The following is a 25,601-nucleotide window of genomic DNA, read 5'->3' on the forward strand; positions in this document are numbered from 1 at the left end:
TTAGCCTTCGGAATTTTGAGGTTCTTCCTGTGGCTTCTCGTTTTGGCTGTTTCCGAAAATGGTGTCGCAGGCGCTATTGAATCGCTTCCAGATTTTGTCGGAATCTTTGCGCGGTACCGCTCCGATTTCCCGCCAATGTTTGCGCAGTTGTTTGACTTCGTTTTGCGCATCCCGGCGGTTTTCGTCGTTCAAATTTTCTACAAGGCGTTCTGCTTCTTCGCAAAGGCGGATTTTATTTTGCAGGTTGTTTTCGCGCGCTTGTTCCTGAATATCCAGCTGGTCGCGGCGGCGGTTGAAAAAGTCGTCGCAAACGCTGCGGAATCGGGCGTACAGTTCTTGTTCTTCGACTCCGCAACGAGGCAAAGTGCTCCATTCGTTCTGTAGATTTTTGACGACTTCCGCACTCTGATTTGAACCGGCCGAGTCGAGAAGTTCAGAAATGGTTGTCACCATGGATTCTTTTTTCTGTTTGGCTTCTTCGACTGCCTTTTTGAATTCCGGATCGATTTCGGCGCGCTTTGCCGCATACCGGTTCAGAATTTCCCCGTAACGGTTTCGGACTTCTTCCACCTTGTCTTTAGGAACCATGCCGATGGCTTTCCATTCTTCGGCAGCATCGGCAAAGGCTTTTGCCGTTTCTGGATTTTCGGGATTGCCGTCTAGCGATTCCAGCTTTGCACAGAGGGCTTCTTTGGCTTCCAGATTTTTGATTTTGACGGCATCCATTTCTTCAAAGTGGGAACGCTTGCGGTTAAAGAACTGGTCGCAGGCCGAACGGAAACGGTTCCAGATTTCTTCGGACTTGGAGCGGGGAACCGGACCGATTTTTTTCCAGGCTTCTTGCAGGTCTCGGAATTCTTTGGACACGGCATTCCAGTCGGAAGATTCCGAAAGGGCTTCGGCCCGTTCGCAAAGGGCGGATTTCTTTTGGAAATTGTCTTCACGGAGAACGTCTTCCTGTTTGACAAATTCCTTGTGCTTGGCAAAGAAGGCGTTTTCCGCTGCGCGGAAACGGTCCCAAATCGGCTGGACGTTGTCTTTGGGGACCAAGCCGATGGCTTTCCACTTTTCCTGCAATTCCTGCATGACTTTGTATTTGTCGCGCCAATTATTGGCGTCGTCTTCGGAAGCGAGGGCTTCGACCTGCGCACAAATTTCTTCCTTCTCGGTGAGATTCTTTTGACGCTCTTCTTCCTGCTCTTTCAAGATGGGTTCGCACTTGGCCATGATTTCTTCAAAAAGGGTGCGGAACTTTTCGCGGAATTCGGTTAGTCTGGCAGAAGAAACCGGGCCGACGCTTCTCCACAGGTTGGTGAAGTGGCGAAGTTTTAAAAGCATCTCTTTGCTGGGTTCTTCTTTGGCGAGAGCGACGATGCTGTCTAAAATGGATTCTCGGTCGTGTTCATTGTGCCAAGCTTCCCATTCCTGCATTTCTTTGAAGCGGGAAGTGGCTTCCTGATATTTTTGCCAGCTTTCTTTATAACGGAATTTATTTTCGCCGACGATTTCTTTCCAGCGTTTATAGGTGTCGCGAAGTTTCTGGGAAATTTCTTTGAAGTTGCCGTTCTCGTCGATTTGCTGAATTTCTTCGATGATGGCTTGGAGCTTTTCCGAATTTTCCTTGAAAATTTTTTCGTCGGCTTCCCGCTGTGCTTGGAATTTTTCGGCAAGTTTGCTGCGGAGGGCGTTGTAGGCTTGCAAATTCGGATCGTCGCCTTCTGCCGCCGGCTGTTCTTCCCAAGAGCGAATCAGGGCTTTTATTTTGTGCTCCGCGGATTTGGATGTGTCGTCCGCTTCAGCCAGAAGTTTGAGCTGGGCGAGAATTTCTTCGCGGTTTGTCGATATTTCCGCTTTTTCGGCTTCTTGATCGGTGAATTGTTTGAAACGCGCCACGGACATTTTGAAAAGCCCGGCAATGGCGTTTTCGGCATTTTCGTTCAATTCCTGGAATTTGGCGATGAGCGCTTCGATTTTTTCCTTATTGGCCTGGACGTTTTCTTCAATCAGCCTGTCCATTTCGGAAATGGTGTTCTCGAGCTGCTTTTGCTTCTCGCTTTTGGCTTCGGATTCCGCCTTTGCCTTGTCGATTCGGGCTTGTTCTTCGTCCCGGCGCTTGTGGTAGCTTTCGATGACGCGGTTCAAATCGGCTTCGGCAGGTCCCATTCCCAGTTCTTTTGCGGTTTCAAGAAGTTTGTCAAAAGCGGGCTTGTTCGTCATGAAATCTTTGGCGTCGGCAAGCCGCTGCGCCTGCTGGATGATGGCGTCCCGTTTTTGGAAAAGGAGAACCGTGTCGTTTTTTTCGGAATCTTTTTCAGAATTCTGTTTGCTGCGGAGAAGTTCTCCCGCTTTTTGGCGCACCGTGGTGTGTCTGGAATTTTGAAAAATGTTCTGGAGCATATTGCTGCGAACCACGCCTTCCAGTGCGGCCATCGCGACGTTTTCTTTGGCGTCCTTGAGCGCGACAAATTCCAGGGCGCTCTGGCGTGTCGATTCCCGAACCATCGCCAGTCGCAGTTCCGAATTGGGCATGGATTTCAGCAGGTCGTCGGCAAAGCGCGTATTGGCGATTTCAGAAACGAGTCCCAGTTCAAATGGGGTTGCGGCTTCGCGGAAATTTTTAAGATGGTCGGCGATTCTTTCGAGAAGGCGGTTCTTGGCGTCTCGCTTGTTCGATTCGTCCGTTTCGGCACTGGCGATTTTTTGCAGGACTTCTATACTGTTCAATTTGCGAATGGCGATGCCGCGGATTTCGTTGCTTTGATCGTTTTGCGCAACGTTTTCAATGGCACCTTGGTCGGCGTTTGCTTTCAAACGGATTACGGCGTTTTTACGGACGTCCGCATTTGAGTGTTGCCATTCAGGCTTAAAGAAATTGAAAAATCCCATAGAAGTTCTCCAAAAGCGATATGTGTTTTTTTTTACGCGGTTTAGCTAGCTCTAATCTAAATAAAAGCCGAAGATAAATGCAAATGAAAATGGAAAAAATACCGCTGAAACGTCGATGCTGCTTCTAAAAATGGCTTTGGTGCAGTGGTACCTGTCCCTGAGTCTGTCGAAGGCTGGAAACCGGCTCCGTGGATAGTTGAATACTTCGGAGAGGAAAGCGGGAAGATCGTCCGCATCACGTCATGGCGAGGAAATGGATTTTTAGAGGTGACCGCAAAAACTATTTTTAAAAGGATGGCGAAGCGCATTCACAAAACAAATCCTCCGGAATCCATTTTTAAGGAATATCCCAGCGGCGATTTTTCTGCTTATTGTGAAGTTTACGTCCCGCAGTCCCCGATGATTTTTACCTATGCCGTTCCGACTTCCGTGCAGGTTCGGCGGGGGAGCGTTGTGTGGATCCAGCTGGGAAAACGGAAGCCCTCGCTCGCGGTGGTTTCCCAAGTGACGGCAGAGAAGCCCGCTTTTCCCAAAATCAAACAGGCTTTTCCGCATGAGTCGGGTTACGCTTTTGGTGAACGCTATATGGAAAAGCTCGATTGGGTTTCCCGGTATTATATGGCGACGCCCATGCAATCGCTGAATGTTTTTTTGCCCAAGGATTTCGGCAATTATCTGGATGCCCTGTTGCAGGCGGAAAACGAAAAGAAGAGCGAAGAGGAAAATGAAAGAGGAGAAGCTTCGTCGGGAGAAAGGGAATCGGAACCGCCTTTGACGCTGGAACAGCAGTCGGCGTTGGAAGCTCTTGCAAAAATGCTCGATGGTACGGGATTTCGTGGGGCGTTGCTGCATGGCGTTACGGGAAGCGGTAAAACTCGGGTTTATATGGAACTTGCCAAGCGGGCTTTGACTCTCGGGAAAAAAATTCTCGTGCTTGTGCCGGAAATCGGTCTTGCTCCGCAAATCGCTGAAAGGTTTTCCAAGAGCCTCGGTTTTGAAGTGCCATTGATACACTCCGCATTGTCCGCGCCGATAAAACGGAAGTCCTGGCTCTCCATTTTGTCGGGTAGGGCGACGATCGTGATAGGAACACGCAGCGCCATCCTTTCGCCTTTTGAATACGATTTAGTCATTCTCGACGAAGAGCACGATTCCTCTTACAAGCAGGAAGATTCAGCCCCTCATTATCACGCCCGGACACTCGCTTTTCATGAAGCGGCAAAGTGGGGCGGGCTGGTACTTTTGGGAAGCGCAACGCCGTCGGTAGAAACTTTTTGGGCGGCAAAATCCCGAAAATTGCATTACCTTGTTCTTTCGCATCGGGCGACGGAAGTGGAACTGCCCAAAGTTTCTATCGTCGATATGAAAAAGAAATGGAGAAAGCAGGATTCTTCGCTTTTGCTTTCTTCGGAATTGCGGGAAGCCTTGACAAAAACCGTCGAAAACGGCGACCAGGCGATTATCCTAATGAATCGTAGAGGCTATTCCAAATCGCGGGTTTGCTCGGAATGCGGCAATACGTTTTGCTGCCCGGTTTGCAAAGTGCCCTTGATTTATCACAAGCAGCATAACGGGCTTTTGTGCCATTATTGCGGGCGGATTTTTTCGCTCTCCGTTCCCTGTCCGGATTGCGGTTCAAAGCATTTTGAACTTTTGGGCGGGGCGATCGAAAAACTGGAAGAAGAAATCGCCGAGTGGATTCCGCAAGCAAGAACCATACGAATGGACAGGGACACGACGGCGAATGTCGGGGCGGCGGAACGGATTCTGAACGATTTTCGGGAAAGAAAATTCTCGGTGCTGCTGGGCACGCAAATCGTGGCCAAGGGCCACGATTTTCCCGATGTCCAACTGGTTGGCATCGTGGGCGCCGAAGCGGGCGCCGGCGTGCCGAATTTCCGTTCCGGGGAACGCCTTTTTGAACTTTTAAGCCAGACTTCGGGTCGCGCGGGTCGTGCCAAAGGAAACGGGACGGTCATCCTCCAGACGAACAACCCGGACGATCCGATTATCCAGTTGGCGACGACGCACGATTATCTCGGCTTTGCGGAAAAGGAACTCGCTTCTCGTTTTGATGCGCATTATCCGCCGTACAAAAAACTCGCTGAAGTTCGCCTTGGGCACAGGAACGAAACGCTCTTGCACGAAAAGGCGGAGCGCTTTGCTGAAATGCTCTCGCAAAATTCCCGGATTGAAGTCTTGGGCCCTGTGGACGCCTACATTCCTTGGGATGGAAAAACATTCTGGATGCACTTGCTCATCAAAGCGGAACGCGTCGCGGAAATTCGAGAGGCTCTTTCTCCACTTCCCCAGGATTTGGAAGTGCGCATAAACATCGACCCGATTTAATTCCCGCACAAAAATTTTAAGGACAAAACTCCACCCGATTTTCTTGGTTGGTGAGCTTGTCGAACCATGGTTGGTGCCCTTCGACAGGCTCAGGGAGCAGTTGGGAGTTGGAAGTTGGGAGTTGGAAGTGAAGAGTAAGAAGTGTGAAACCACTGGGAAGGACGGTCCCCCGACCGTCCAAAAAGAGGAGGACATGAAAAAGGACGGTCTCCCGACCGTCCAAGAAAGAATCATTTTTATAAATTCATCCCGAGAGGAATTGCAAATGAACCAGATACAGCAGAGAAAAGCGGCAAAGCAATTTGTTGAACGTTGGAGCGGACACGGCTACGAAAAGGGCGAATCCCAAAAATTCTGGATAGACTTGCTGCAAAATGTTTTCGGCATAGAAAACTTTGCGGAGTCCATCTTTTTCGAAGAACAGGTCAAAGAGAAAATCGGAAGCAAAAGCACGACGAATTTCATCGACGCCTACATCCCCTCGACAAAAGTGATGATCGAGCAAAAAGGTTCGAACAAAAATCTGCGCGAACCCATCAAGCAATCCGACGGACAGTTCCTCACGCCCTACCAGCAGGCGAAAAAATACATCAGCGGCTTGCCCGTCAGCATGCACCCGAAATGGATAATCACCTGCAACTTTTCGGAGTTCCTCGTTTACGACATGGAACAGCCGAACGCCGAACCGCAGCGGATTCTGCTGGAAAACCTGGAAAAGGAGTTTTATCGGCTCCTATTTTTGGTGAACGAAAAAGAAACCCTGCTGAACAAGGAAATGGAAATTTCATTAAAGGCGGGCGAACTCGTCGGGAAGCTCTACGACGCGCTTGTCAAGGAATACAAATCCCCGGACGAACACAGCTACAAAAGCCTGAACATCCTCTGCGTGCGTCTCGTGTTCTGCCTTTACGCCGAAGACGCCGGACTTTTCGCCACCCGCACCGCCTTCGAAGACTACCTGCGCTCCTTCAACCTTCCCAACGTCCGCAAGGGGCTCATCGACCTCTTCAAGGCGCTGGACACCCGGGAAGAGGACCGCGACAAATACGACGAGACCATCAAGCCGTTCCCCTACGTGAACGGCGGGCTGTTCAAGGACGAACGGATTGAAATCCCGAATTTTACGCAGGAGATCGTGGACGTGCTGGTGAAGGATTGCGCGCCCTTCGACTGGGCGAAAATTTCCCCGACGATTTTCGGCGCCGTCTTTGAAAGCACGCTCAACCCGGAGACGCGGCGCAGCGGCGGCATGCACTACACCAGCGTCGAAAACATCCATAAGGCCATCGACCCGCTTTTCATGGACGCGCTCGAAGCCGAATACGCCGACATTCTCAAAATAAAAGCCGTCAAAACACGGCGACAAAGCCTGCTCGCTTTTCAAGAAAAATTGGGCAGCCTCACGTTCCTCGACCCGGCTTGCGGTTCGGGCAACTTTCTGACCGAAGCCTTCCTGAGCCTGCGTCGGCTGGAGAACAAAATCATTTCCGAAATCAACGAGGGCGAAGCGGTGCTCGGGCTGGACGGCTTCATCAAGGTGCATGTCGGCCAGTTCTACGGCATCGAAATCAACGACTTCGCCGTGACGGTGGCGAAAACCGCGCTGTGGATAGCCGAAAGCCAGATGGTCGCCGAGACGGAAAGGATCTTGAGCCGGAACATCCAGTTTTTGCCGCTGACCACCAACGCCTTCATCGTGGAAGGAAACGCGCTGCGCATAGACTGGGCGACGCTCCTCCCCGAAAGCCCCAAGAGCGCCCTGCCCGAAGACGACTTGTTCAAAGGCATCACCACCCACGTGGACGGCAGCGAACACCACTACGATTATATCATGGGAAACCCGCCGTTCGTGGGCGCGCGGCTGATGAGCGATGAACAGAAAAAGGACGTGAACGGCATCTGGGGAAACATAAAGAACGTGGGAAACCTTGATTATGTTTCATGCTGGTACAAAAAGGCTGCTGATTTAATCAAAGACACAAACACAAAAGCCGCGCTTGTTTCAACAAACTCCATTACGCAGGGTGAACAACCGGCAATCCTCTGGAAGCCGCTTATGGAGAGCGGCATAAAAATTGATTTTGCCTACCGCACGTTCCGCTGGGACAGCGAGTCCACGCAGAAAGCGCACGTGCATTGCGTGATAGTGGGATTTAGCATGGGAGAAGCGGCTCTGGGGGAAGCGGCGTCCTCGCCGCTTAATCTCAAAACATCATCAAGCGGCGGGGACGCCGCTTCTCCTAAACGCATCTTCGACGGCGAAAAAGTAGAGTTCGCCGACAACATCAACGGCTACCTGCTTGATGCGCCGAACATTTTTATTGAAAGCCGAAGCAAATCTATATGCGATGTGCCGGAAATCGGAATTGGAAATCTTCCTATAGATGGAGGAAATTATCTTTTTACCGAAGAAGAGATGAACGCCTTCATCAAAAAGGAACCCGCGTCCGAAAAATATTTCCGCAAGTGGATTGGCTCGGACGAATTCATCAACCGCTATTTCCGTTACTGTTTATGGCTTGGCGAATGCTCCCCGGCGGAACTGCGCAAAATGCCCGAATGTTTAAAGCGAGTGCAGGCTGTAAAGGAATTTCGATCATCTAGCAAAAGAGCGGCAACCAAAAAACTTGCTGAAATACCTACACATTTTTCAACAGAAAATATGCCGTGTTCAAACTATATCGTCATACCGAAAGTTTCGTCCGAAAGGCGTCACTATATTCCTATCGGATATATTGAACCAGAAATATTGAGCAGTGATCTTGTGTTCATCATCCCCAACGCCACCCTCTACCATTTCGGCATTCTCACTTCCAGCGTGCACATGGCATGGATGCGCGCAGTCTGCGGACGGCTTGAAATGCGATACCGCTACTCCAAGGACATCGTGTACAACAACTTCCCGTGGCCGGGAAAGGACGCAGGGAGAGAAGTCACTGGGAAGGACGGTCTCCCGACCGTCCAAAAATGGAAAGGCATAAATACGGACGGTCAGGAGACCGTCCAAGAAACGAAAAACAGAAAACCGTCCGTCATTGCGAGGAGCGGAGCGACGAAGCAATCTTTTGCAAATGCGCCGAAGATTGCCGCGCCTACGGCTCGCAATGACGGCGCGGAACAGCGCGCAAAAATCGCCCGTACTGCCCAAGGAATCCTCGATGCCCGCGCGCTCTACCCCGACTGTTCCCTCGCCGACCTCTACGACGAGACCACCATGCCGCCCGAGCTGCGCCGCGCCCACGAAGCCAACGACCGCGCCGTGATGGCCGCCTACGGTTTCGACCCCGCAATGACCGAGAGCGAAATCGTCGCGGAACTCTTCAAGATGTACGAGGAGCTGGCAAGGAAATAAGACAAACGGATTTGTTCGCGCCTAACGGCACTCACCACAAAGAGCGAAGAACGTTAGTTCTGAGCAAATCCGTGTGTTATGATCACGCTTCGACAAGCTAAGCGACCGATTGCCGAACTAATCGAAGGGCACTCGCCGCTATGCCGCTAATCACAAACTCATGCGCTTTGGAATGTTCCCAAAGCCCGTTTTGGCATTTTGCCATTCGCCGTCCCGGGCAAAAAACGGTCTTCGGCGTTTTGCCGAATGCTGTCCCGGGCAAAAAACGGTCTTCGGCGTTTTGCCGAATGCTGTCCCGGGCAAAAAACGGTCTTCGGCGTTTTGCCGAATGCTGTCCCGGGCAAAAAACGGTCTTCGGCGTTTTGCCGAATGCTGTCCCGGGCAAAAAACGGTCTTCGGCGTTTTGCCGAATGCCGTCCCGAACAAAAAACGAGCTGGCAACCGTTTCTCCAAACTCCCAATTCATAACTCCCAACTACGTTTCTCTACGCAATAAAAAAGGACCGCTTTTCGGCGGTCCCGGATTGCTTTATAACAAAATTTAGAAGTTGTAGCTGAAGTTTACATCGAAATGGGTCGCGTCGCCGTCGATATCGCCGGAGCGCATCTTGATTTTGCCATCGACAGCCATTGCTTCGTTAATGGCGTATGCCGCACCAATCCAGAGGTTGAACTGATTGTCGCCGGCATTGTCTTCCCAAGCGCCTGCGCCGTTCCATTCGTCGTCAGTCAGCTTGTATTTGAACTCGATTCCGGCAAAGGGGGTCAGCCCGATTTCCTTAATCGTGTAGCCGATTTCTGCGCCTGTATTAAAAACGAGTCCACGTTCAAAATCGTTGTGTTCAAAACCCCAGTCCAGACCGGCTTCCACTCCCAAGAGGAGCTGCGGAATAAGTTCCTTGTAGAACTGTCCACCGAAGTAGATGGCCCATTCGTCCGAACCGATGTAGCCGCCTTCGCCTTCGTCGCCAAACGGGATGTTCAAATCCAAGAAGATGTTGACCATTTCTGGAAGAACGGCGTAACGCGCGCCAAAGGTAAAGTCGGTAAGGCCGCTGCCGTCCGGATCATCTTGAGAGGCGAATCCAAAGGACTGCAAGGATAATTCCAAGTTCGGAATGACAACATAGCGACCGCTGACGTTGATACCCCATCCGGACCAAGGATCGTCGGTGTCGTATTTGAACTGACCCTTTACGGTTCCTTTACCGGCTTCCGGAATTTTGTAATAATCCCAAGTCGCAAAGCTCGATGCGGCAACGAGCGCAACAGCGAGAGCTATTTTCTTGAACATCTTTGTCTCCTATTTTATTATGTGTGCCCCAAAAATAGAATGAAGTAAAAATTTTGTAAAGCGTCGTGTAAGCGCAATCACAAGGAAAGGTTAAGGCGATTTTTTGGGGGGAACTTTCGCCTTTTTGTTTGGGGAGGATTTGTTCTTGGACGCGTCAAAAGGGAAGAAGAATTTTCCTTCCAGGATGCAGCCAGGTGCTCCGGGGTCGCATTCCTGATTCCGGCGATTGCAGTGCGTTTCGCTTAAAAAGCGGCATTCCCAACTCATACGATACCTCTGTGAAAATCAGCGTCTTGGCGGCGGTGGGGGAGGATAGTCGTCCGGCCTTCCGCGGTGCCTTCTGGGCGGTGGCGGCAAATAATGATGATGGTAGTGAAATTGCCATTCGACTTGCGGGGCGTAATGCGGACGGTAGGTTTCGCAAAAAACGGTCGAGTCGGCGGCGAGGTAGCAGAAGGTTTCCGACGATTGCCCGCGGCATTCGGAACCGTAGCAGACCTTGCAGCGGTAAACGCCTTCTGGAGTGTAAAAGCAGCGCTGTTCGGAATAGACGGTGGGCAAATCGCTTTGAACGACGCAGGAACTCAAGAAAAGAAAAAGGACCAGCCCGATTCCTTTGCGGAAAGAAACCGTTGCGTGCAACCTTTGAAGAGCATAAAATGGAAGAAAGGGCATTTTACCTCGTCAGCGTTTGAGTGGCGGCATTCCTTCCGTGGTTCCCGGTGAGGCTATTCTTCTTCGGACTTGAGATCCCGCAGCATCAGCATTTCGATAATGTCGGCGGGCTTTTTATTGTTGAAAAGCACTTCGTAAACCGCATTGACAATGGGCAGTTCCACGTGAACGCTGTCTGCCAGGGCTTTTGCGCTTTTGCAAGTCGGAACGCCTTCGGCGATCATGGTCATGTGCCCCATAATCTGCTCCAGAGTCTCGCCTTTGCCAATGCATTCCCCGACGTAGCGGTTCCGGCTGTGCTGGGAAAGGCAGGTCACAATCAGGTCGCCCATGCCGGCAAGCCCGGCGAATGTCCGAGGGTTGGCTCCGAGAGCGCGTCCCAATCGGCAGATTTCCGCTTGGCCGCGGGTGATGAGCGCCGCTCGGGTATTGTCGCCCGCACCGATGCCGTAAAGCACGCCGCTTGCGATAGCGATGACATTCTTAATCGCGCCGCAAAGTTCGACTCCCACCTGATCCGTCGAGGTATAGACGCGAAGATAATTGTTGCTCATGAGCTGCTGCACTTTTTGGGCAGAAGCTTCGTGGGGGCACGCGGCGACGATGGTCGTGTAAACCCGACGGGAAACTTCTTCGGCGTGGGTCGGTCCGCTGAGGGTCACGACGTGTTCGCTGGAGAGCCAGGGGACGTTTTCAAAAAGGACTTCGCTCATACGCTGGTTGGTGCCTTCCAGAATGCCTTTGGTCGCGCAGACGACAAGGGGAATCTGGCCTTCGGGTTTGCACTTGGCGAATTCCTTGGCGACGTTTCCCATGAATTGTGACGGGACGACGAATAAGACGACTTCCGCTCCGGCAAGGGATTTTTTCATGTCGGTGGTATAGGTGAACGATTCCGGGAAAATAACACCGGGAAGCTTGTCTTTATATTGATGTTCCGTCGAAAGCAAATCGACTTCTTTTTGTGAAAAAGTCCAAAAGGAAACCTGATGACCGTTGTCGAAAAGGACTTGCCCGAGGGTGAGTCCCCATCCGCCGGTGCCGATAATAGTGACGTTCATAATACCAACCTTTTTTCTTGCAGAAAGTTAAACTTTTTTTCTTTTTTTGCCAAAGCCGTTTTCCGTTCCGTTCAGCAGACGCCGGATGTTGGCTTTGTGTTTGAAAATAACAAAAACCGCGACCAGCCAGGCAACCGCCAAAATCCCAGTGTGAATCTTGTCATGCGGGTATAGGGCGGGTTCCAGATAGCCGAAAAGGGAAAGCCCCGCGAGAGCGATGCAAGCCCCGATGCTTCCGACTGAAACATATTTGGTGGAAAGGGTCAGAACGAGCCAGACGGCAAAGGAAAGGAGAGCGGTGACAGGAGCGATGGCGAGAAAAACGCCGAAAGCGGTCAGCACGCCCTTGCCCCCACGAAATCCGGCAAAACAGGTGAAACTGTGCCCGAGAATCGCAAGAATCCCGCAGACGAGAGGCAACCAGAAAAAGTCGGAACCGCCGTTTGCCTTTGACGCTTCGTTCATCCAGATGGCGATGGTCGGGGCGAAGAATCCCTTCAGCAAATCCACGACGACGACGGGAAGCGCGGGTTTGACGCCCAATACGCGGAACGTGTTCGTGAGTCCCGAATTTTTGGATCCGAAATCGCGGATGTCGTAATCTTTACCGTTTACGATTTTGGCGACCCAGATGGCGGTCGGGATGGCTCCCAAAAGATACGCTATCGGAAGCGAGAGTAAACTGTTCAAGGTCTTCGTCCTTTCTTAAAGTGAGTTTGCTGTCGAAATTCAGGCGGAGCGGTGCACCGTTCAAGCGGAACGCTTCGTAAAACGTCTTGAGAAGGTAACGCTTGTAGGATTCATCTACGGCGTCGGGGCGTCGGGTTTCGATATCGATGACCGGCGGCTCCACCATGATTTGGCAGGCGCGGGTCAGCTTGACAAGGCGTCCGGCGTGAGCGGGGTGCGGATTTTTGGCAATCGCTTCGGCAAAGACTTCGGCGACCCGGTCGCGCCCGATGACGCGGCGGCAGTTGGCATAGACGGAACGGATTTCTTGCAGAATGCGGTGAACCCGCAGCCCTTCTTTCGCACTGATGGAAAGAATCGGGATGTATTCAAAAAGCGGTTCCCGATCCCGCATTTCCTTGACCATGCGGTCGAAGGATTTTTCCGTTTTGTCGGGAAGGATGTCCCACTTGTTCAAAATCAGAATCAGGCCTTTTCCCGCCTGGCGAATGTCCTGGATAATCCGGAAATCCTGTTCGGAGATGCCCAGCGTGGAGTCGATGACCAGCAGGGACAAGTCGGAGCGGCGAATGCTTTCCTGCGAGCGCATATTGCTGAAAATTTCCACTTCGTCTTCGACCTTGGCTTTTTTACGCAGCCCGGCGGTGTCCGTCACGACGAATTTTTCCCCGTTGGCGGTGAAGGTACAGTCGATGGAGTCGCGGGTCGTTCCCGGAATGTCCGAAACGACGGCGCGTTCTTCGCCGAGAAGCCGGTTGAGAAGAGTCGATTTGCCCGCGTTCGGTCTGCCCAGAATGGCAAAGCGGATTGGGCGCTTTTCTTCTTTGTCCGAAGCGGTTTTGTTCGGAAGAAGGGAAATCACTTCGTCCAGCAGAGAAAGACAGGCGTATCCCGTAAGGGCGCTGATGGTGCGGGGCTGGCCCATGCCGAGAGAAAGAAGTTCCCAGCATTCGCTGCGGTCTTCGGGGCGTTCGCTCTTGTTCGCGACCAGAAGGACCTGCTTGTCGAGACGGCGAATCATTTTGGCGAACTGGTCGTCGAGTTTGGTAATGCCCACCCGTACATCGACCATAAAAAGGACCAAATCCGATTCCTGGATGGCGGTGAAAATTTGCTCGCGCACGTTGGCGGCAAGGACATCGATAGTTTCGTCGGGAAGAAATCCTCCCGTATCGACTACGGTAAATTCTCGCCCATGATACGTCGCTGTCTGGTAATGGCGATCGCGGGTGACACCTTCCCTGTCCGAAACGACTGCAGCCCGGCGTCCGAGAATGCGGTTAAACAAAGAGGACTTTCCCACATTCGGGCGTCCGACAATACAAACTACAGGTAATTTACTCACGCTACAAATATAGATAAGGCTGCTTTTAAAAATGGTTACGGCGAAGAAAAATGGAGTAGTGTTTAGCGGGGCGTTGGGTGTTGATGTTCAGAGTAAGCGTGAAGCAACCCACAGGGCACTGACAACTAGCCACAGTCTTCTTACGTATTTGCGAATCGAACAGGAAGAGTATTTTAATGTTTTTTTTTGCGCTTTCGTGGGACTAGTCGGCTTTTGGGAGAATATCTTTCTTTCAAGGAGTTTTATATGGATGGTTTTTGGAATAAGTTGCGGCCTGCGCTTTTTGCGGGCCTTCTCGCCCCGGGGCTTTGGGCTGTGCCGATGGACCCCACGCCTTTCACCATAGACAATGCGGGCGATTCCCTGACTCTTCGGGAAGTCGGCGACGAGCATTACAGCTATACGCATACCCTCGACGGCTATATCGTCATCCGTGGAGAGGACGGCGTTTACCGTTATGCGGCGGAGGATGGGACAGAAGGAAAATTTCGTGCGAAGAACGCGGATTTGCGTAGCGATGCGGAAAAGGCCTATTTGAAGGAACTCGACAAGGACAAAGTCCAAAAGGCGCATTTCGAGAGGAATCCGGATCGGATTCTTTATCCAGACGACGAACGCGTGGAACGGGCCCCCTGGGTTCCGACCGTGGACACGTCCTTTTCCGCCGAGATGCCGCAGAGGCTTCCGCCCGCTTCGGGATATGTGAAAGGTACGAACCGCTTCCCCGTCTTGCTCGTGGAAAGCCCGGATATGGCAAACTGCGATTCGGCGGCGTTTTATGCGCTGACCAACGCTGCGGGCTACTCGGACAGAGGACATATCGGCTCCGTCAGGGATTACTTCGTTTCGCAATCGGGCGGGCTTTTTGTGCCGACTTTTGATGTGTATCCGGTGCGGGTAGAGAATTCCCTGTCCAGCTATGCCAAAAAGGAGGGCCGTCTCATCAAGGAGGCAATCGACGTGCTGCTTTCTAAATTTCCGAATTTTGATGCACAAAAGTACGATGCCGATAACGACGGGGAAATCGACGCTGTCGCTGTGATGTATGCGGGTCGGAAGGAGGACGCAAGTTCTCTCGGCGGCTTCGCCTATATGTTGCAATACAGTAACAGCTTGAACGATGGAGTCGGTCGGCGACCGGCGGGAAAAGGCAAGTTCTTCAACCGGTACTTTATATTGCCGCAGAAGAATTACTGGAAAGAAATGTATATTGCGCCATTTATCCACGAATTCAGCCATACGATGGGACTCAAGGATCATTACTGCGCCCATAGTACGAAATGCAATACGGATGATTACACGGACAGCGTATATCAGGCTCCAGGCGCTCACGCTTGGGACGTGATGGGAACCGGAATGTACAACGGTCCCGCGCTGGGGGCGACTCCGGTAGGTTATAGCGCTTTTGAAAAGGCTTTCATGGGCTGGATTTCCTACAAGCCGTTCGATAATTCGTCTGCGGTTTCCGTCTTGACTCCTTTCAATACGACCAATGTCGCCTACAAAATTCCTGTCGAAGGCAAGGACGACGAATGGTTCATTTTGGAAAATCGGCAACGGACAGGTTGGGACGCGTATCTTCCGCATCACGGGATGCTGATATGGCATATCGACTATAATGAAAGAGCCTGGAAGCAAGACACTCTGAATAATTTTTCTGCGCATCAGCGTGTCGATGTCGTCGAGGCGGGAAACCTGAAAATCAATTCCTATAGCGATGGTTTTTATTATTCAACGGCAAAGGCCAATTTGATGGACGACCCGTTTCCGGGTTCGCAGAATGTGACCGCTTTTTCATTTACCGCTTGGGACGGAAATTCGTTGGGAGTGAATTTGTATAACATCCGGGAAGAGAGTGATGGTATTGTCTGCTTTGCGACGCGGGAAGGCATTTCAATAACCGCATGCCCCGATGAAAGTTCCTTGACAAGCTCTAGTTCCGGCGCGGAATCGAGCTCTAGCTCTGTTGCTGGTTCGAGTTCCAGTTCGGAATCGAGTTCCAGCTCCGGGTTCGTGGAAAGCTCGTCTTCGCTGGGCGAGTTCCTTTCGAGTTCTTCGGCTACGATGGCAGTCGTCCAAGTGCAGTCCATGGGACATTCCGTTAAACTTTTCGGGACGACCCTTTCCGTGCAATCCGGATTCTCCGGGCGGAAAATGGTTCGCGCCTACGACCTTTCGGGGAAGGAAGTTCTGCGAAAAACCTTCGACGATTTCTCGGCGGATATCGATTTGCGGGAAATGTCTGGGCAAGTGCTTATCGTGAAGCTATCCGCGCAAGGGCGGACGCTCGAACTCAAACGTATCGCGGTGAATTGACGGCGAAGTTCCCCGGAGAATGTTCCTGCCGGGGAATAGCTTTTTTCTTTCGGCAATCTCTAAAAATTTCTTTTCAAAAAATCGTATGCACAAGAATGGCCGGTGGCTAGTGATAGTTTTTTATCCCGTCATTGCACTAGCCACTATTTCCACTACTTGATTTTTCTTCACCAAAACCGTTTTTTGATCAAGCCTTTTCCGATTCTTTCTATCTTTGGTGCGGAAAAATCCAAAGGTATCATTATGTCCGAAACGATGACTTCTGCGCAGGTGCGCAAATCCTTTATCCAGTTTTTTGAATCCAAAGGACACTTGTTTGTCCGCAGCTCGCCTGTAGTTCCGCACGACGATCCGACGCTGATGTTCACCAATGCGGGCATGAACCAGTTCAAGGCTATTTTCTTGGGAGACAATCCGAAGGGCTGGAAACGCGTCTGCAACAGCCAAAAGTGCCTTCGCGTTTCGGGAAAGCACAACGATTTGGATGTGGTGGGTCGTGACAATTACCATCATACATTCTTTGAAATGCTCGGCAACTGGAGCTTTGGCGACTATTACAAGAAAGAAGCGATTAGTTGGGCGTGGGAACTTTTGACCGAAGTTTGGAAGCTCCCGAAAGAACGCCTTTTTGCGACCGTCTATAAAGAAGACGACGAAGCTTGGCAAATCTGGAAAGAGGTTTCCGGACTTCCCGACGACCGCATCATGCGCTTTGACGAACACAGCAACTTTTGGGAAATGGGCGATACCGGTCCGTGCGGTCCCTGTTCCGAAATCCACTACGACCGTGGCGACCTCGCTACGCAGGCTGAAACGTTCAAGGACCCCATCAAGGGCGTGAACGGCGAAAACGACCGCTACATTGAAATTTGGAACAACGTGTTCATGCAATACGAGCGTCTGTCTAGTGGAGAACTTGTTCCGCTCAAAGCGAAGAACGTCGATACGGGCATGGGCTTTGAACGCATCTGCGCGATTCTTCAGGGGAAGACCAGCAACTACGACACCGACGTGTTCACGCCGATTATCCAGAAGGTCGCGGAACTTTCCGGCGTTCCTTACAACGAAGGTGCCGAAGGGACTCCGCATCGGGTGATTGCCGACCATTTGCGGGCGTTGTCGTTCGCCATTGCGGACGGAGCGTTGCCCTCTAACGAAGGCCGCGGGTATGTGCTGCGTCGGATTTTGCGCCGAGCCAGTCGCTTTGCGCGTCTCTTAGGGCAGAATAAGCCGTTTGTCTGCCGTCTGGTCTCCGTCCTTGCCGATACGATGGGCGAAGCCTTTCCCGAAATCCGCGAACGCCAGGATTTTGTGGCTTCCGTAATCCAGAGCGAAGAGGAAAGCTTTATCCGCACCCTCGATTCCGGTTTGGAACGTTTCGCCGCTCTCTCCGAAGGCCTTGCCAAAGGCGAAAAAATTTCGGGCGACAAGGTCTTCCTCCTTTATGACACCTATGGATTCCCGCCGGATCTGACAGGCATTCTCGCCGAAGAAAAGGGCCTTTTAATCGACGAAGAAGGCTACGAGAAATGTATGGAAGAACAGAAGGCGCGTGCTCGTGCCAACATGAAGCAGGGCATCAACACGATGGGAACCGAAGGCTGGACGGCCTACAGCGATGCGAGTACGCATTTCGTCGGTTACGAACAAAGTTCCTGCGAAACAAAAATCGTGCGCTTCCGGGAAGACAAAGGGGTTTTGAACATCGTCTTGGAAAACTCTCCGTTTTATGCGGAAATGGGCGGTCAGGTCGGCGACAAGGGGACTCTCGTTTCGGGCGGTTTGGAAATCGCCGTATTCGATACCGTCAAGGTGAACGATACCGCCATCTGCCGGGGCAAGGTGATCAAAGGCGAAGCGAACAAGGAAACGATGTCTGCGCTTTTCTTTGCAACTGTGGATGACGCTCGCCGTTCGGACATCCGCAAGAACCATTCTGCAACCCACTTGTTGCAAGCCGCTTTGCGCCAGGTTCTCGGAACCCACGTACAGCAGCAGGGCAGCTTTGTTTCCAATGAACTTCTCCGATTCGATTTTAGCCATTTCAACGCGATGACCGCCGAGGAAATCCAGAAAGTGGAAGACCTGGTGAACGCCAAGGTGATGGAATGCTTGCCGGTGCACACCGATGTGATGGATGTGGACGCGGCGAAGGCGAGCGGCGCGATGGCGCTCTTCGGCGAAAAATACGGGGACAAGGTTCGGGTCGTCAAAATGGGCGGTGCCGAGGAATTTTCCAAAGAACTTTGCGGTGGCTTGCATGTGCAGAACACGGGCAACATCGGGCTGGTGAAAATCATTTCGGAATCCAGCGTTTCGTCCGGTGTACGCCGTATCGAAGCGGTTTCCGGCAGGGGAGCCTTGGCGCTTCTCCGTGCGGGAACGGAAATTCTTTCGGCCCTTCGCGAACGCCTGCGCTGCAAAGACGCCGATTTGCTCGCGCGTATCGGCCAGACTTTTGAAAAAACGCAGAGCCTCGAAAAGAGCTTGCAGTCCGTCCGGTTGGAACTCGCCACTTTAGCGGCAAAGGAACTTTTGCAAGGCGCGGTAAATGTTTGCGGCGTGAAGCTCTATGTCCGCGAAATGGCGGAACCGGAAGACAAGTTCAAGGACTTGCTGGACGGGGTGCAGAACAATATCGAAGCGGACTCGGTAATCGTCTTGGCGAACAAAGGCGATGGCAGCGGAAGCATCGCTGTCATGGTCGGAAAGAACGTTCAGGCGAAAGGCATCAAGGCCGGCGATTTGGTTCGAGACTTGGCAAAAGCTTGTGGCGGTAAGGGCGGCGGACGTCCGGATCGCGCGCAGGCGGGGACCCGCGAACCAGAAAAAATCAGTGCGGCAATCTCCAACGCCAACAACTGGATCCGCGAAAAAATCGGCGGATAAGAATCTCTGTTTGCAAACGGAAAATCAAACATCCGCAAGTCTTGACTTGCGGATGTTTTTGTCTGGAAGAGGATTTTCAGTCAAAGCTGACCAGGCAAAACCTTTTTCTCCTTGTAAGGAAAAAGGCGGTCAAATTCTTCGACATTGTTTTCGCAGACAAAATAACCGTCCGGATCTCGGTAAGTTCCGCGTGCCCCGTCCAAAAAACCGGGAACGAGTTCTTTTAGCAGAAAATAAGGAGCGTTAGGATCATCGGCGTATCGGATTCCTCGGTCTTTTGCCAATTCAAATCCGCATTTCCCGTAGAATTGGATATTTCCGCAGATGGCGATGCAACCCGCGCCCATCTCCTTTGCCCGGTTCAATGCGTATTCCAACAGATGCTTTCCGATGCCTTGGCGCTGCTTGTCGGGGCGAACGCTGAAAGGTCCGAAGGTCATGATGGGAAGACTTTTTCGAGGAGGCGTTGATGGCTCGTCCAGCATAATTTCGCTTTGTGAAAACATAATGTGGGCGAGGATTTCACGGCTAGCCGTTTCCAGTACAAGGCTCAATTCCGGAATAAATTCGGGACGGCTTCGGTAACGGTGCAAAACGCAATGTTCCACGCATCCGGGCCTGTAGATGTTCCAGAAGGCGTTTCGGGTTAAGTTTTCCACAGCGAAAAAATCGGCGGGGGTTTCCTGTCGTATGGTGAATGAAAAATTGGGGTTCATTGTTTAAATCCTTTTTTGCGGGAACAGCGTATATCATTACAAGTTCCTCGGTGAAATTTTTGTTTTCCGGCAAAACCGTTCGGCTCTACCGGCAGGAAACAATGAACCGCATTTTTTGGATAAAAGTCATCCAACTCCGTGAAAAGTTTTTTCGAATGTAGCAAATGCGCCTTTTTTGGGGGGACTATATACAAAATTCCACCCGATTTGCTTGGTTGGTGTGCTTCGACTAGTTCGCAGTTACCGAGCTTGCCGAGGTGCACTAACCGGCGGTCCCTGAGTTTATCGAAGGGCAGGGACCAGTTGGGAGTTATGAGTTGGGAGTTGGGACTGAGAACTGGGAACTTAAATCGCGATTGTTGGGGCTGCCTCTAACCCAAAGGCTTAGAAGTCGCCGTTTTGGTTGGTGTTTTCGGAATCGCTTTGACATAAATGTTTGACGCGGAGTTTTATCGATTCGCAAAAAACAAAAACGCATCAAAATGAGCAAAACTTTTGATGCGAAACCCTAAAGTAGGAAATGGGGGACTTTGAACTTACTTGTTGATGGCCGCCAAAAAAGCGTCCTTCTTTTCTTGCAGAAAATCCCGGCTGTTGTATTTGCGAATGCGGCGAAGAGCCTGATCGCGAAGCTGGCGTACGCGTTCGTGGGAAATGTTCATGGATTCGCCCACTTCGCGGAGAGTCTGCGGAGCTTCCAAATTGATGCCGAAAATGCCTTCGATGACCTTGGCTTCCCGTTCCGGCAATTGCTCCATCAATTCCTTGGAAAGGTTTTCCACGCTTTGGATTTCGGAATCGGATTCAGGATTCGACGCCCTGCCGTCGGCCAAAACTTCGCCATAAGTCGCTTTGGAATCGGCTTTGAGCGGGCTGTCAAACGAAACGCCGCGTTGCCCGATTTGAATCAGTTCCCGGATGTCTTCGCTGATTTCCTTGCCGCGGGACTGTTCGTGCAAAGCCTTGCGGACTCTTAAATGCTGGTTTGCGGGCAGACGGATAAGGTTTCCTTGCTCGTTGATCGCCCGGGTGATGTAAGCCTTGATCCACCAGACGCCGTAGCTGATGAATTTCAGGCCGCGGGTATGTTCAAAACTTTCGATGGCGCGCACAAGCCCCATGGCTCCTTCGCTCACCAGATCCGGTAGGGGAATCGGGCAGCCGCGGTATTGGATGGCGACTTTCAAAACAAAGCGCATATTTGCGGAAATGAGTTTCTGACGGGCGATTTTGTCGCCTTCTTTGGCTTTTTGAAACAGAATCTGTTCTTCTTCGCGGGTAAGGGGTGCCGTTTTACGTATATCGTCCAAATAGCGTTTCAGGGTTACATCTGTGGAATCAATATGCATCTATTATCCTTTTTTCTATAATATCGCTTTTTTTTAGAGCAAGGAACGTGCCAATCATGTAAATTTTTTAGGATTGTGAAAAAGGGCACTCATTTTGGAAAATTTTATGGCTGGCATAGAAAAAAAGCCGTTCTGGTTGAAGTGAATTGGCGTCTGGATGGGCATGTCTTTTTGCATTCGTTGAAAATATAGTAAATAAATGATGACGTTTTGATGTTAAATGTAATCTATTTTGTCCATTTTGGGAAAAGAATCTCCGATTCGATGTGTTTTTTGTTATGCAAGGGCAAAAATCCTATATTTGAAGCCGTATGACAATTCAAGAACCGGATCAATCCGTCTGGGATCGCTTTTGGGCGCGTAAAAAAGATCTGTCTAAGGTCTATCCTGCTTCGCCGACGATTTTGAAGACGATTTACAAGCATTTCCCGAATGTGCGGGGAATGAAAATTTTGGAAGTAGGACCCGGTTCGGGTCGCGACAGCGCGGACTTGGCAAAACAGGGCGCAGATGTCTATGTTCTCGATTTTTCGGCGGAAAGCTTAAAAACCGTAGAAGCATTGCGGATTCGGGAACATCTGGAAGAAAATCTGCATTGCATCCGCGGAGACGCTTTCCATTCTCCGTTTCCGGACGGTACTTTTGACTTGGTGTTCCATCAGGGATTGGCGGAACATTTTGTGGATCCGCAGCCGCTGATCGAGGAAAATTTCCGGATTGTAAAACCGGGCGGCTATTTCCTTTGCGATGTCCCGCAGACATTCCACTTATATACAGTCGTCAAGCACATTCTGATTGCGATGAAAAAGTGGTTTGCAGGTTGGGAAACGCAATTTACCATCGGTCAATTGCGCCGTCTGGTGAAAAGTTCGGGTTTTCAAATCCGCTATGAATATGGCGACTGGATGCGCCCGAATTTCTTTTATCGTTCTTTCCGGGAATTGTGTTTTAAATTCAACGTGGAATTGCCGAAGTATCCGTTTGCTGGTACCGCTTACCAAAAAGCGAACAACTGGATTTTGGACCGCTTTGACAGGATCGCGCTTTCGCGCTATACGCAGCTGTCTATCGGGATTCTTTCGCAAAAGCCCAAAGAATAAATTTCCATGGCAAGAAAAATTTTCCTGAAAAGGCTTTAATGCTCCCGGGTCGAGGAAAAAGAGTTTGTATTTTCAAAGGATGAATTTGCATTGATGAATGCTCGGGTAAAGTCCTCTTTGATTTTTGGCGTAAAGCTGCTGGTCACTCTCGTCCCGTGTTACTTTGTCTATAATAAGATCGTCGGCACGCCGGGTTGGGATACGGGCGACATTTGGGATCTGTTTTCCGCAGCATCTATCCGTCCGCTTTTCATCGCTTTGCTCTGCCTTTTCCTCTCTAATTTTACGGGCTGCCTGCAATGGAAGTTGCTGCTTGAAAAGCAGGGCGTCCGCTTGGGCTTTGGACATCTGGTAAAGCTCTATTTCGTCGGTTTGTTCTTCAACAATTTCATGCCGGGAAATGTCGGTGGCGATTTAAAAAAAGTTTATGATATTCGAATGCAGGGCGACCAGAAAACGTTGGGCGGGGGGCTTACTGCGACTTTTTTTGACCGTCTTTTCGGGCTTTTCTTTTTGAATGTTCTGGCTCTGGCCGTGGGCTTCCTCTTCTTTGTCCACGATCCGGAACAGCGTCTGTTCCTTTTGCCTTCGTTCTGGGTGTTTTTGGGATTTTGCACTTTGTTTGCGGGGCTTTTCAGCAAACGCCTGGGCCGCATTTTCGCCTGGTTCTCGGGAAAGATTTTTCCGGCTCGAGTCCAGATTCGCATTCTCCATTTTCAGGAGCGCTTCCAGCAATTTCGCAGCGGAAGGCTTTGGGTGCACATCACGATTCTTTCTGCCGTGACGCAGAGCTTGCGGGTTGTCGTGCATTTCTTTTGCGGGCTGGCCATCGGCCTTTCCATCGATGTGTCGTGGTATTTTTTCTTCATCCCGATGGTCGCCGTTGTCAGTGCGCTGCCCATTTCCATCGGCGGTTTTGGACCGAGAGAGCTTCTCGCTCAATCGCTTTTTGAACGGATCGGAACTCCGGGACTTTCTGCGGTGATGGTGCAGTTGCTTGCCTACTTGGTCAGTCTGGTGGTAAGCCTCTTTGGTGCCGTCTTCTTCCTGTCCGAAAAGAAAAAACGCCGCTAGCCTTAGCGACGTCCGAGGAAAAAGGGGCTTGCTTTCTAGCCGTTTTTGGCGCGAAGGAATTGTTCGTAAACAAGAGGGACGAGTTCGGTTTTCGGATTGATGGGGTGGTCTTCGGCGAGAACCTTCACATCGACGGGTTCCAGAATGGTGGATTTGACAATGACTTTGTCCGTATTTTTCCGGGATTCCCATGTCTCGCGGGAGCCTTCAATGTAAATGGGGAGAATCGTGGCGTTGAGGTCGGAGGCAAGGCGGAATGCTCCGCTTTTAAATGGTTTGACCGTGCCGTCTTTGCTGCGGGTTCCTTCCGGGAAAACAAAAACGTGAACGGTTTCCTTTGAATTTTCGATGCGCTCTTTGATGATTTTGCCCGTTTTGGAATTTTGGCGATCGACGAAGATGCAATGCAGAGCTTTCATCCAGAAATTGAGGAACGGAATGTAGGTGAGTTCCTTTTTGGCAAAAAAGCCGATGGTTCGCCCGAGCGAAAGGAAGACGATGGGAATGTCGAAATAGGACTGATGATTTCCGACGACAAAAACCGGACGGTTCCAATCCACGTGGGAAAGGGCGGACTGGTTTGCAATGTCGATTTGTACCCGCAGCACTTTAAAACAATACTTCGCAAAATCCTGAACGTGAAAATCTACCCAGGCGTCCACCGTTTTTTTCATCAGGAATCGACGAAATAAAAAGCGAGGAGTGGCGAAAATCATGTAAGACAGGATAAGCAGAACGCAACGAATCTTAAAAAGAAAAAGAGGCATGGGCGACTTCTCCAGAACAGGTCTGTCCAAATAGCAGAGAAAGCGGGACGGCTTGAATTCGGAAAGACGGCCTTTCCAAAAACGTTTTTTACAATATAATAAAATCAATACCGCTTCTGCGCGGGTGACTCCCACATAAAATAGACGTTTTTCTTCTTCCAGCTGGCGTTTTCTTTGCTTTCTCGTTCCCTCGCATTCTCCCGGTGTCAGCCTTTCGGCGAGTCCGGCGTAAAAGACGACCGTGTATTGAAGGCCCTTGGAGCCATGGACGGTCTCCACGTGCACTCCCGGAATTTCTGGCGAGTCCTCTTCGGCTTCCCGGAAAGTGGGAATGGAAAAATCGGCAAGGGCTTCTTCGTAGTAGAGTCGCTGTCGGTTGTAGCGCACGAGAATCGCAAAGTGGCTAAATTCCAGGTCGTAGGCGGTTCGCAGTTCCCGGATTTTGGCGACAATCCGGAGCATTTCTATTTGCGGGTTGTCGCTTTCCCATATTTCGGGCCTTCTATTTTCTAAAAAAAGCGGATTTTGGGAATGATTTCCCGCCCGGAGCGTTTTTCGCAAAAGCAGCGGCTTTTCTTTGAAGATGTTGTTTGCCAAGTACAGCACTTGAGGAACGGAACGGTAATTCCATTCGAGCCGCAGCAATTGGGAATGGGGAAAGTCCCTGCGGAAACGAAGGATGTTTCCGATGTCCGCCCCGCGAAACCCGTAAATCGCCTGATCGTCATCGCCGACAGCAAAAAGGTGCGGACGGTCTCCCAGAATGGCGCGCACCAGAAGATATTGGGACTGGTTGATGTCCTGGTATTCGTCCACGAGAATTTCCTGGAAACGTTGCTGGATTTCCTGCTTGACTTGGGCGTTGTTCTGCAAAAGATCTGTAGAAAGGTAGATCAGGTCTTCAAAAACGATATTGCCCGATTGCAGGATGCTTTCTTGAATGGGCTTTAATTTGCGGACGAGTTTATGTGAAAGGCGAGGATTGAAAAGCTCCTCCCTGGAAAGCTTTCGCGCGGCGATGCGCCTTTCGGAAAGGGCGCAAGCGAAATATTCGGATTCTTCGGAAACGGGTTTCGGCACTTTTTGAAAACCGGCCAGTTCCCAGCCGAATTTTCCATTGAACTTTTCCCGCAAAATGGAATAAGCCAGGGAGTGGAAGGTGCTCAAGCGGATATCCGCATCGGGGAACAGTTTCTGCACGCGTTCCCGCATTTCCTGCGCCGCTTTGGCGGTGAAAGTCAGCGCCAGAATCGATTCGGGCTTGACTCCTTGCAGGACTCGCCATTGGATGCGCCTTGTCAGCACGGCGGTTTTTCCCGAACCGGCGGCGGCAAGGATCATCAGCGGGCCGTTTTGGGCGTGGTCGTAGAGGACCGCATTTCTCTGATCACTGTTGAGGCCTTTCAGAATTTCCTTTTCCATTTCGTCTCTTTCCATATTTTCCTCTTTGAAAGTCGGTGGACTTTTGCCCGAATCTGTCTCTATGGGTGTAAACGCTCGAAACGGGAAAAATGGGAAAAAGCATTCGATTTTTTTTCTGAATGATGAAATGAAATTTTTGGCAAGGGGTTGTACGAAAATTTTCGGTGGATAAGTTGTGATTTTTGATGTAGTCTGTTTGGTGAAATCGTGGTCATTCAAATGGTTATATATTCTGAATAAAATGCCGACCGCCGGTTTTGGCGGTTTTTAGCGGTTTCTGAGTTTTTTTGCGCTGGCCAGTCCTTTTTAACGCGTT

At 50.9% G+C, this 25,601-nt stretch carries 15 protein-coding genes and 2 pseudogenes; 7 read left to right on the forward strand and 10 right to left on the reverse strand.

Annotation, left to right across the window (positions count from 1 at the left end; translation table 11 throughout):
• Positions 1–2,886, reverse strand: coding sequence for a DUF349 domain-containing protein (locus B5D40_RS00925; protein ID WP_078775376.1), 2,886 nt, complete (start codon positions 2,884–2,886; stop codon positions 1–3).
• 144 nt (positions 2,887–3,030) lie between these two features.
• Here B5D40_RS00925 and priA point away from each other — a divergent pair, with 144 nt between their 5' ends.
• From priA to B5D40_RS00935, 3 genes and pseudogenes are all read left to right on the forward strand, one after another.
• The gene (gene priA / locus B5D40_RS00930) at positions 3,031–5,235 is read left to right on the forward strand and encodes a replication restart helicase PriA (protein ID WP_234978149.1); all 2,205 of its coding nucleotides are present in this window, start codon (positions 3,031–3,033) and stop codon (positions 5,233–5,235) included.
• 265 nt (positions 5,236–5,500) lie between these two features.
• Positions 5,501–6,058, forward strand: a pseudogene (locus B5D40_RS16630) (type IIL restriction-modification enzyme MmeI); the annotation flags it as partial.
• Positions 6,032–8,587, forward strand: a pseudogene (locus B5D40_RS00935) (class I SAM-dependent DNA methyltransferase); the annotation flags it as partial. The pseudogenes B5D40_RS16630 and B5D40_RS00935, both read left to right, overlap by 27 nt.
• A 97-nt stretch (positions 8,588–8,684) precedes the next feature.
• Here the strand turns inward: B5D40_RS00935 and B5D40_RS00940 are convergent.
• From B5D40_RS00940 to der, 6 genes are all read right to left on the reverse strand, one after another.
• On the reverse strand, positions 8,685–9,053 hold the full coding sequence (locus B5D40_RS00940; RefSeq protein WP_078775379.1) for a hypothetical protein: 369 nt from the start codon (positions 9,051–9,053) through the stop codon (positions 8,685–8,687).
• A gap of 75 nt (positions 9,054–9,128) precedes the next feature.
• Complete coding sequence (locus B5D40_RS00945; RefSeq protein ID WP_078775380.1) at positions 9,129–9,881, reverse strand: transporter; 753 nt, start codon at positions 9,879–9,881, stop codon at positions 9,129–9,131.
• Positions 9,882–10,166: 285 nt separating this feature from the next.
• The gene (locus B5D40_RS00950; RefSeq protein WP_143159323.1) at positions 10,167–10,556 is read right to left on the reverse strand and encodes a hypothetical protein; all 390 of its coding nucleotides are present in this window, start codon (positions 10,554–10,556) and stop codon (positions 10,167–10,169) included.
• A 53-nt stretch (positions 10,557–10,609) separates the two neighbouring features.
• Positions 10,610–11,617 carry an NAD(P)H-dependent glycerol-3-phosphate dehydrogenase gene (locus B5D40_RS00955; protein ID WP_073302896.1) on the reverse strand — a complete coding sequence of 336 codons (1,008 nt, stop codon included), beginning with the start codon at positions 11,615–11,617 and terminating at the stop codon, positions 10,610–10,612.
• Between the two features lie 27 nt (positions 11,618–11,644).
• The gene (gene plsY, locus B5D40_RS00960) at positions 11,645–12,307 is read right to left on the reverse strand and encodes a glycerol-3-phosphate 1-O-acyltransferase PlsY (protein ID WP_078775381.1); all 663 of its coding nucleotides are present in this window, start codon (positions 12,305–12,307) and stop codon (positions 11,645–11,647) included.
• The gene (gene der / locus B5D40_RS00965) at positions 12,222–13,652 is read right to left on the reverse strand and encodes a ribosome biogenesis GTPase Der (protein WP_078775382.1); all 1,431 of its coding nucleotides are present in this window, start codon (positions 13,650–13,652) and stop codon (positions 12,222–12,224) included. The genes plsY and der overlap by 86 nt, the downstream gene beginning before the upstream one ends.
• 246 nt (positions 13,653–13,898) lie before the next feature.
• On the opposite strand from der, the gene B5D40_RS00970 reads away from it, so the two are divergent.
• Positions 13,899–15,968 (forward strand): M6 family metalloprotease domain-containing protein, encoded by a 2,070-nt coding sequence (locus tag B5D40_RS00970; protein ID WP_143394416.1) that lies wholly within the window; start codon positions 13,899–13,901, stop codon positions 15,966–15,968.
• 243 nt (positions 15,969–16,211) lie between these two features.
• Positions 16,212–18,857, forward strand: coding sequence for an alanine--tRNA ligase (alaS, locus tag B5D40_RS00975; protein ID WP_078775417.1), 2,646 nt, complete (start codon positions 16,212–16,214; stop codon positions 18,855–18,857).
• Positions 18,858–18,937: 80 nt separating this feature from the next.
• On the opposite strand, the gene B5D40_RS00980 is transcribed toward alaS, so the two are convergent.
• Complete coding sequence (locus B5D40_RS00980) at positions 18,938–19,516, reverse strand: GNAT family N-acetyltransferase (protein ID WP_233134269.1); 579 nt, start codon at positions 19,514–19,516, stop codon at positions 18,938–18,940.
• 593 nt (positions 19,517–20,109) lie between these two features.
• Positions 20,110–20,922, reverse strand: coding sequence for a sigma-70 family RNA polymerase sigma factor (locus B5D40_RS00985; RefSeq protein WP_073302901.1), 813 nt, complete (start codon positions 20,920–20,922; stop codon positions 20,110–20,112).
• Between the two features lie 311 nt (positions 20,923–21,233).
• Between B5D40_RS00985 and B5D40_RS00990 the strand changes: the two genes are divergently transcribed.
• The gene (locus tag B5D40_RS00990) at positions 21,234–22,022 is read left to right on the forward strand and encodes a class I SAM-dependent methyltransferase (protein ID WP_073302902.1); all 789 of its coding nucleotides are present in this window, start codon (positions 21,234–21,236) and stop codon (positions 22,020–22,022) included.
• 93 nt (positions 22,023–22,115) lie between these two features.
• Entirely contained in the window at positions 22,116–23,096 is a 981-nt protein-coding gene (locus tag B5D40_RS00995) for a lysylphosphatidylglycerol synthase transmembrane domain-containing protein (protein ID WP_078775385.1), read from the forward strand.
• A gap of 35 nt (positions 23,097–23,131) precedes the next feature.
• Here the strand turns inward: B5D40_RS00995 and B5D40_RS01000 are convergent, their stop codons facing one another.
• Positions 23,132–25,300 (reverse strand): UvrD-helicase domain-containing protein, encoded by a 2,169-nt coding sequence (locus B5D40_RS01000; protein WP_095849530.1) that lies wholly within the window; start codon positions 25,298–25,300, stop codon positions 23,132–23,134.
• Between the last annotated feature and the right edge of the window lie 301 nt (positions 25,301–25,601).

Source organism: Fibrobacter intestinalis (assembly GCF_900167415.1).
In the GTDB taxonomy this organism is placed as follows: Bacteria; Fibrobacterota; Fibrobacteria; order Fibrobacterales; family Fibrobacteraceae; genus Hallerella; species Hallerella intestinalis.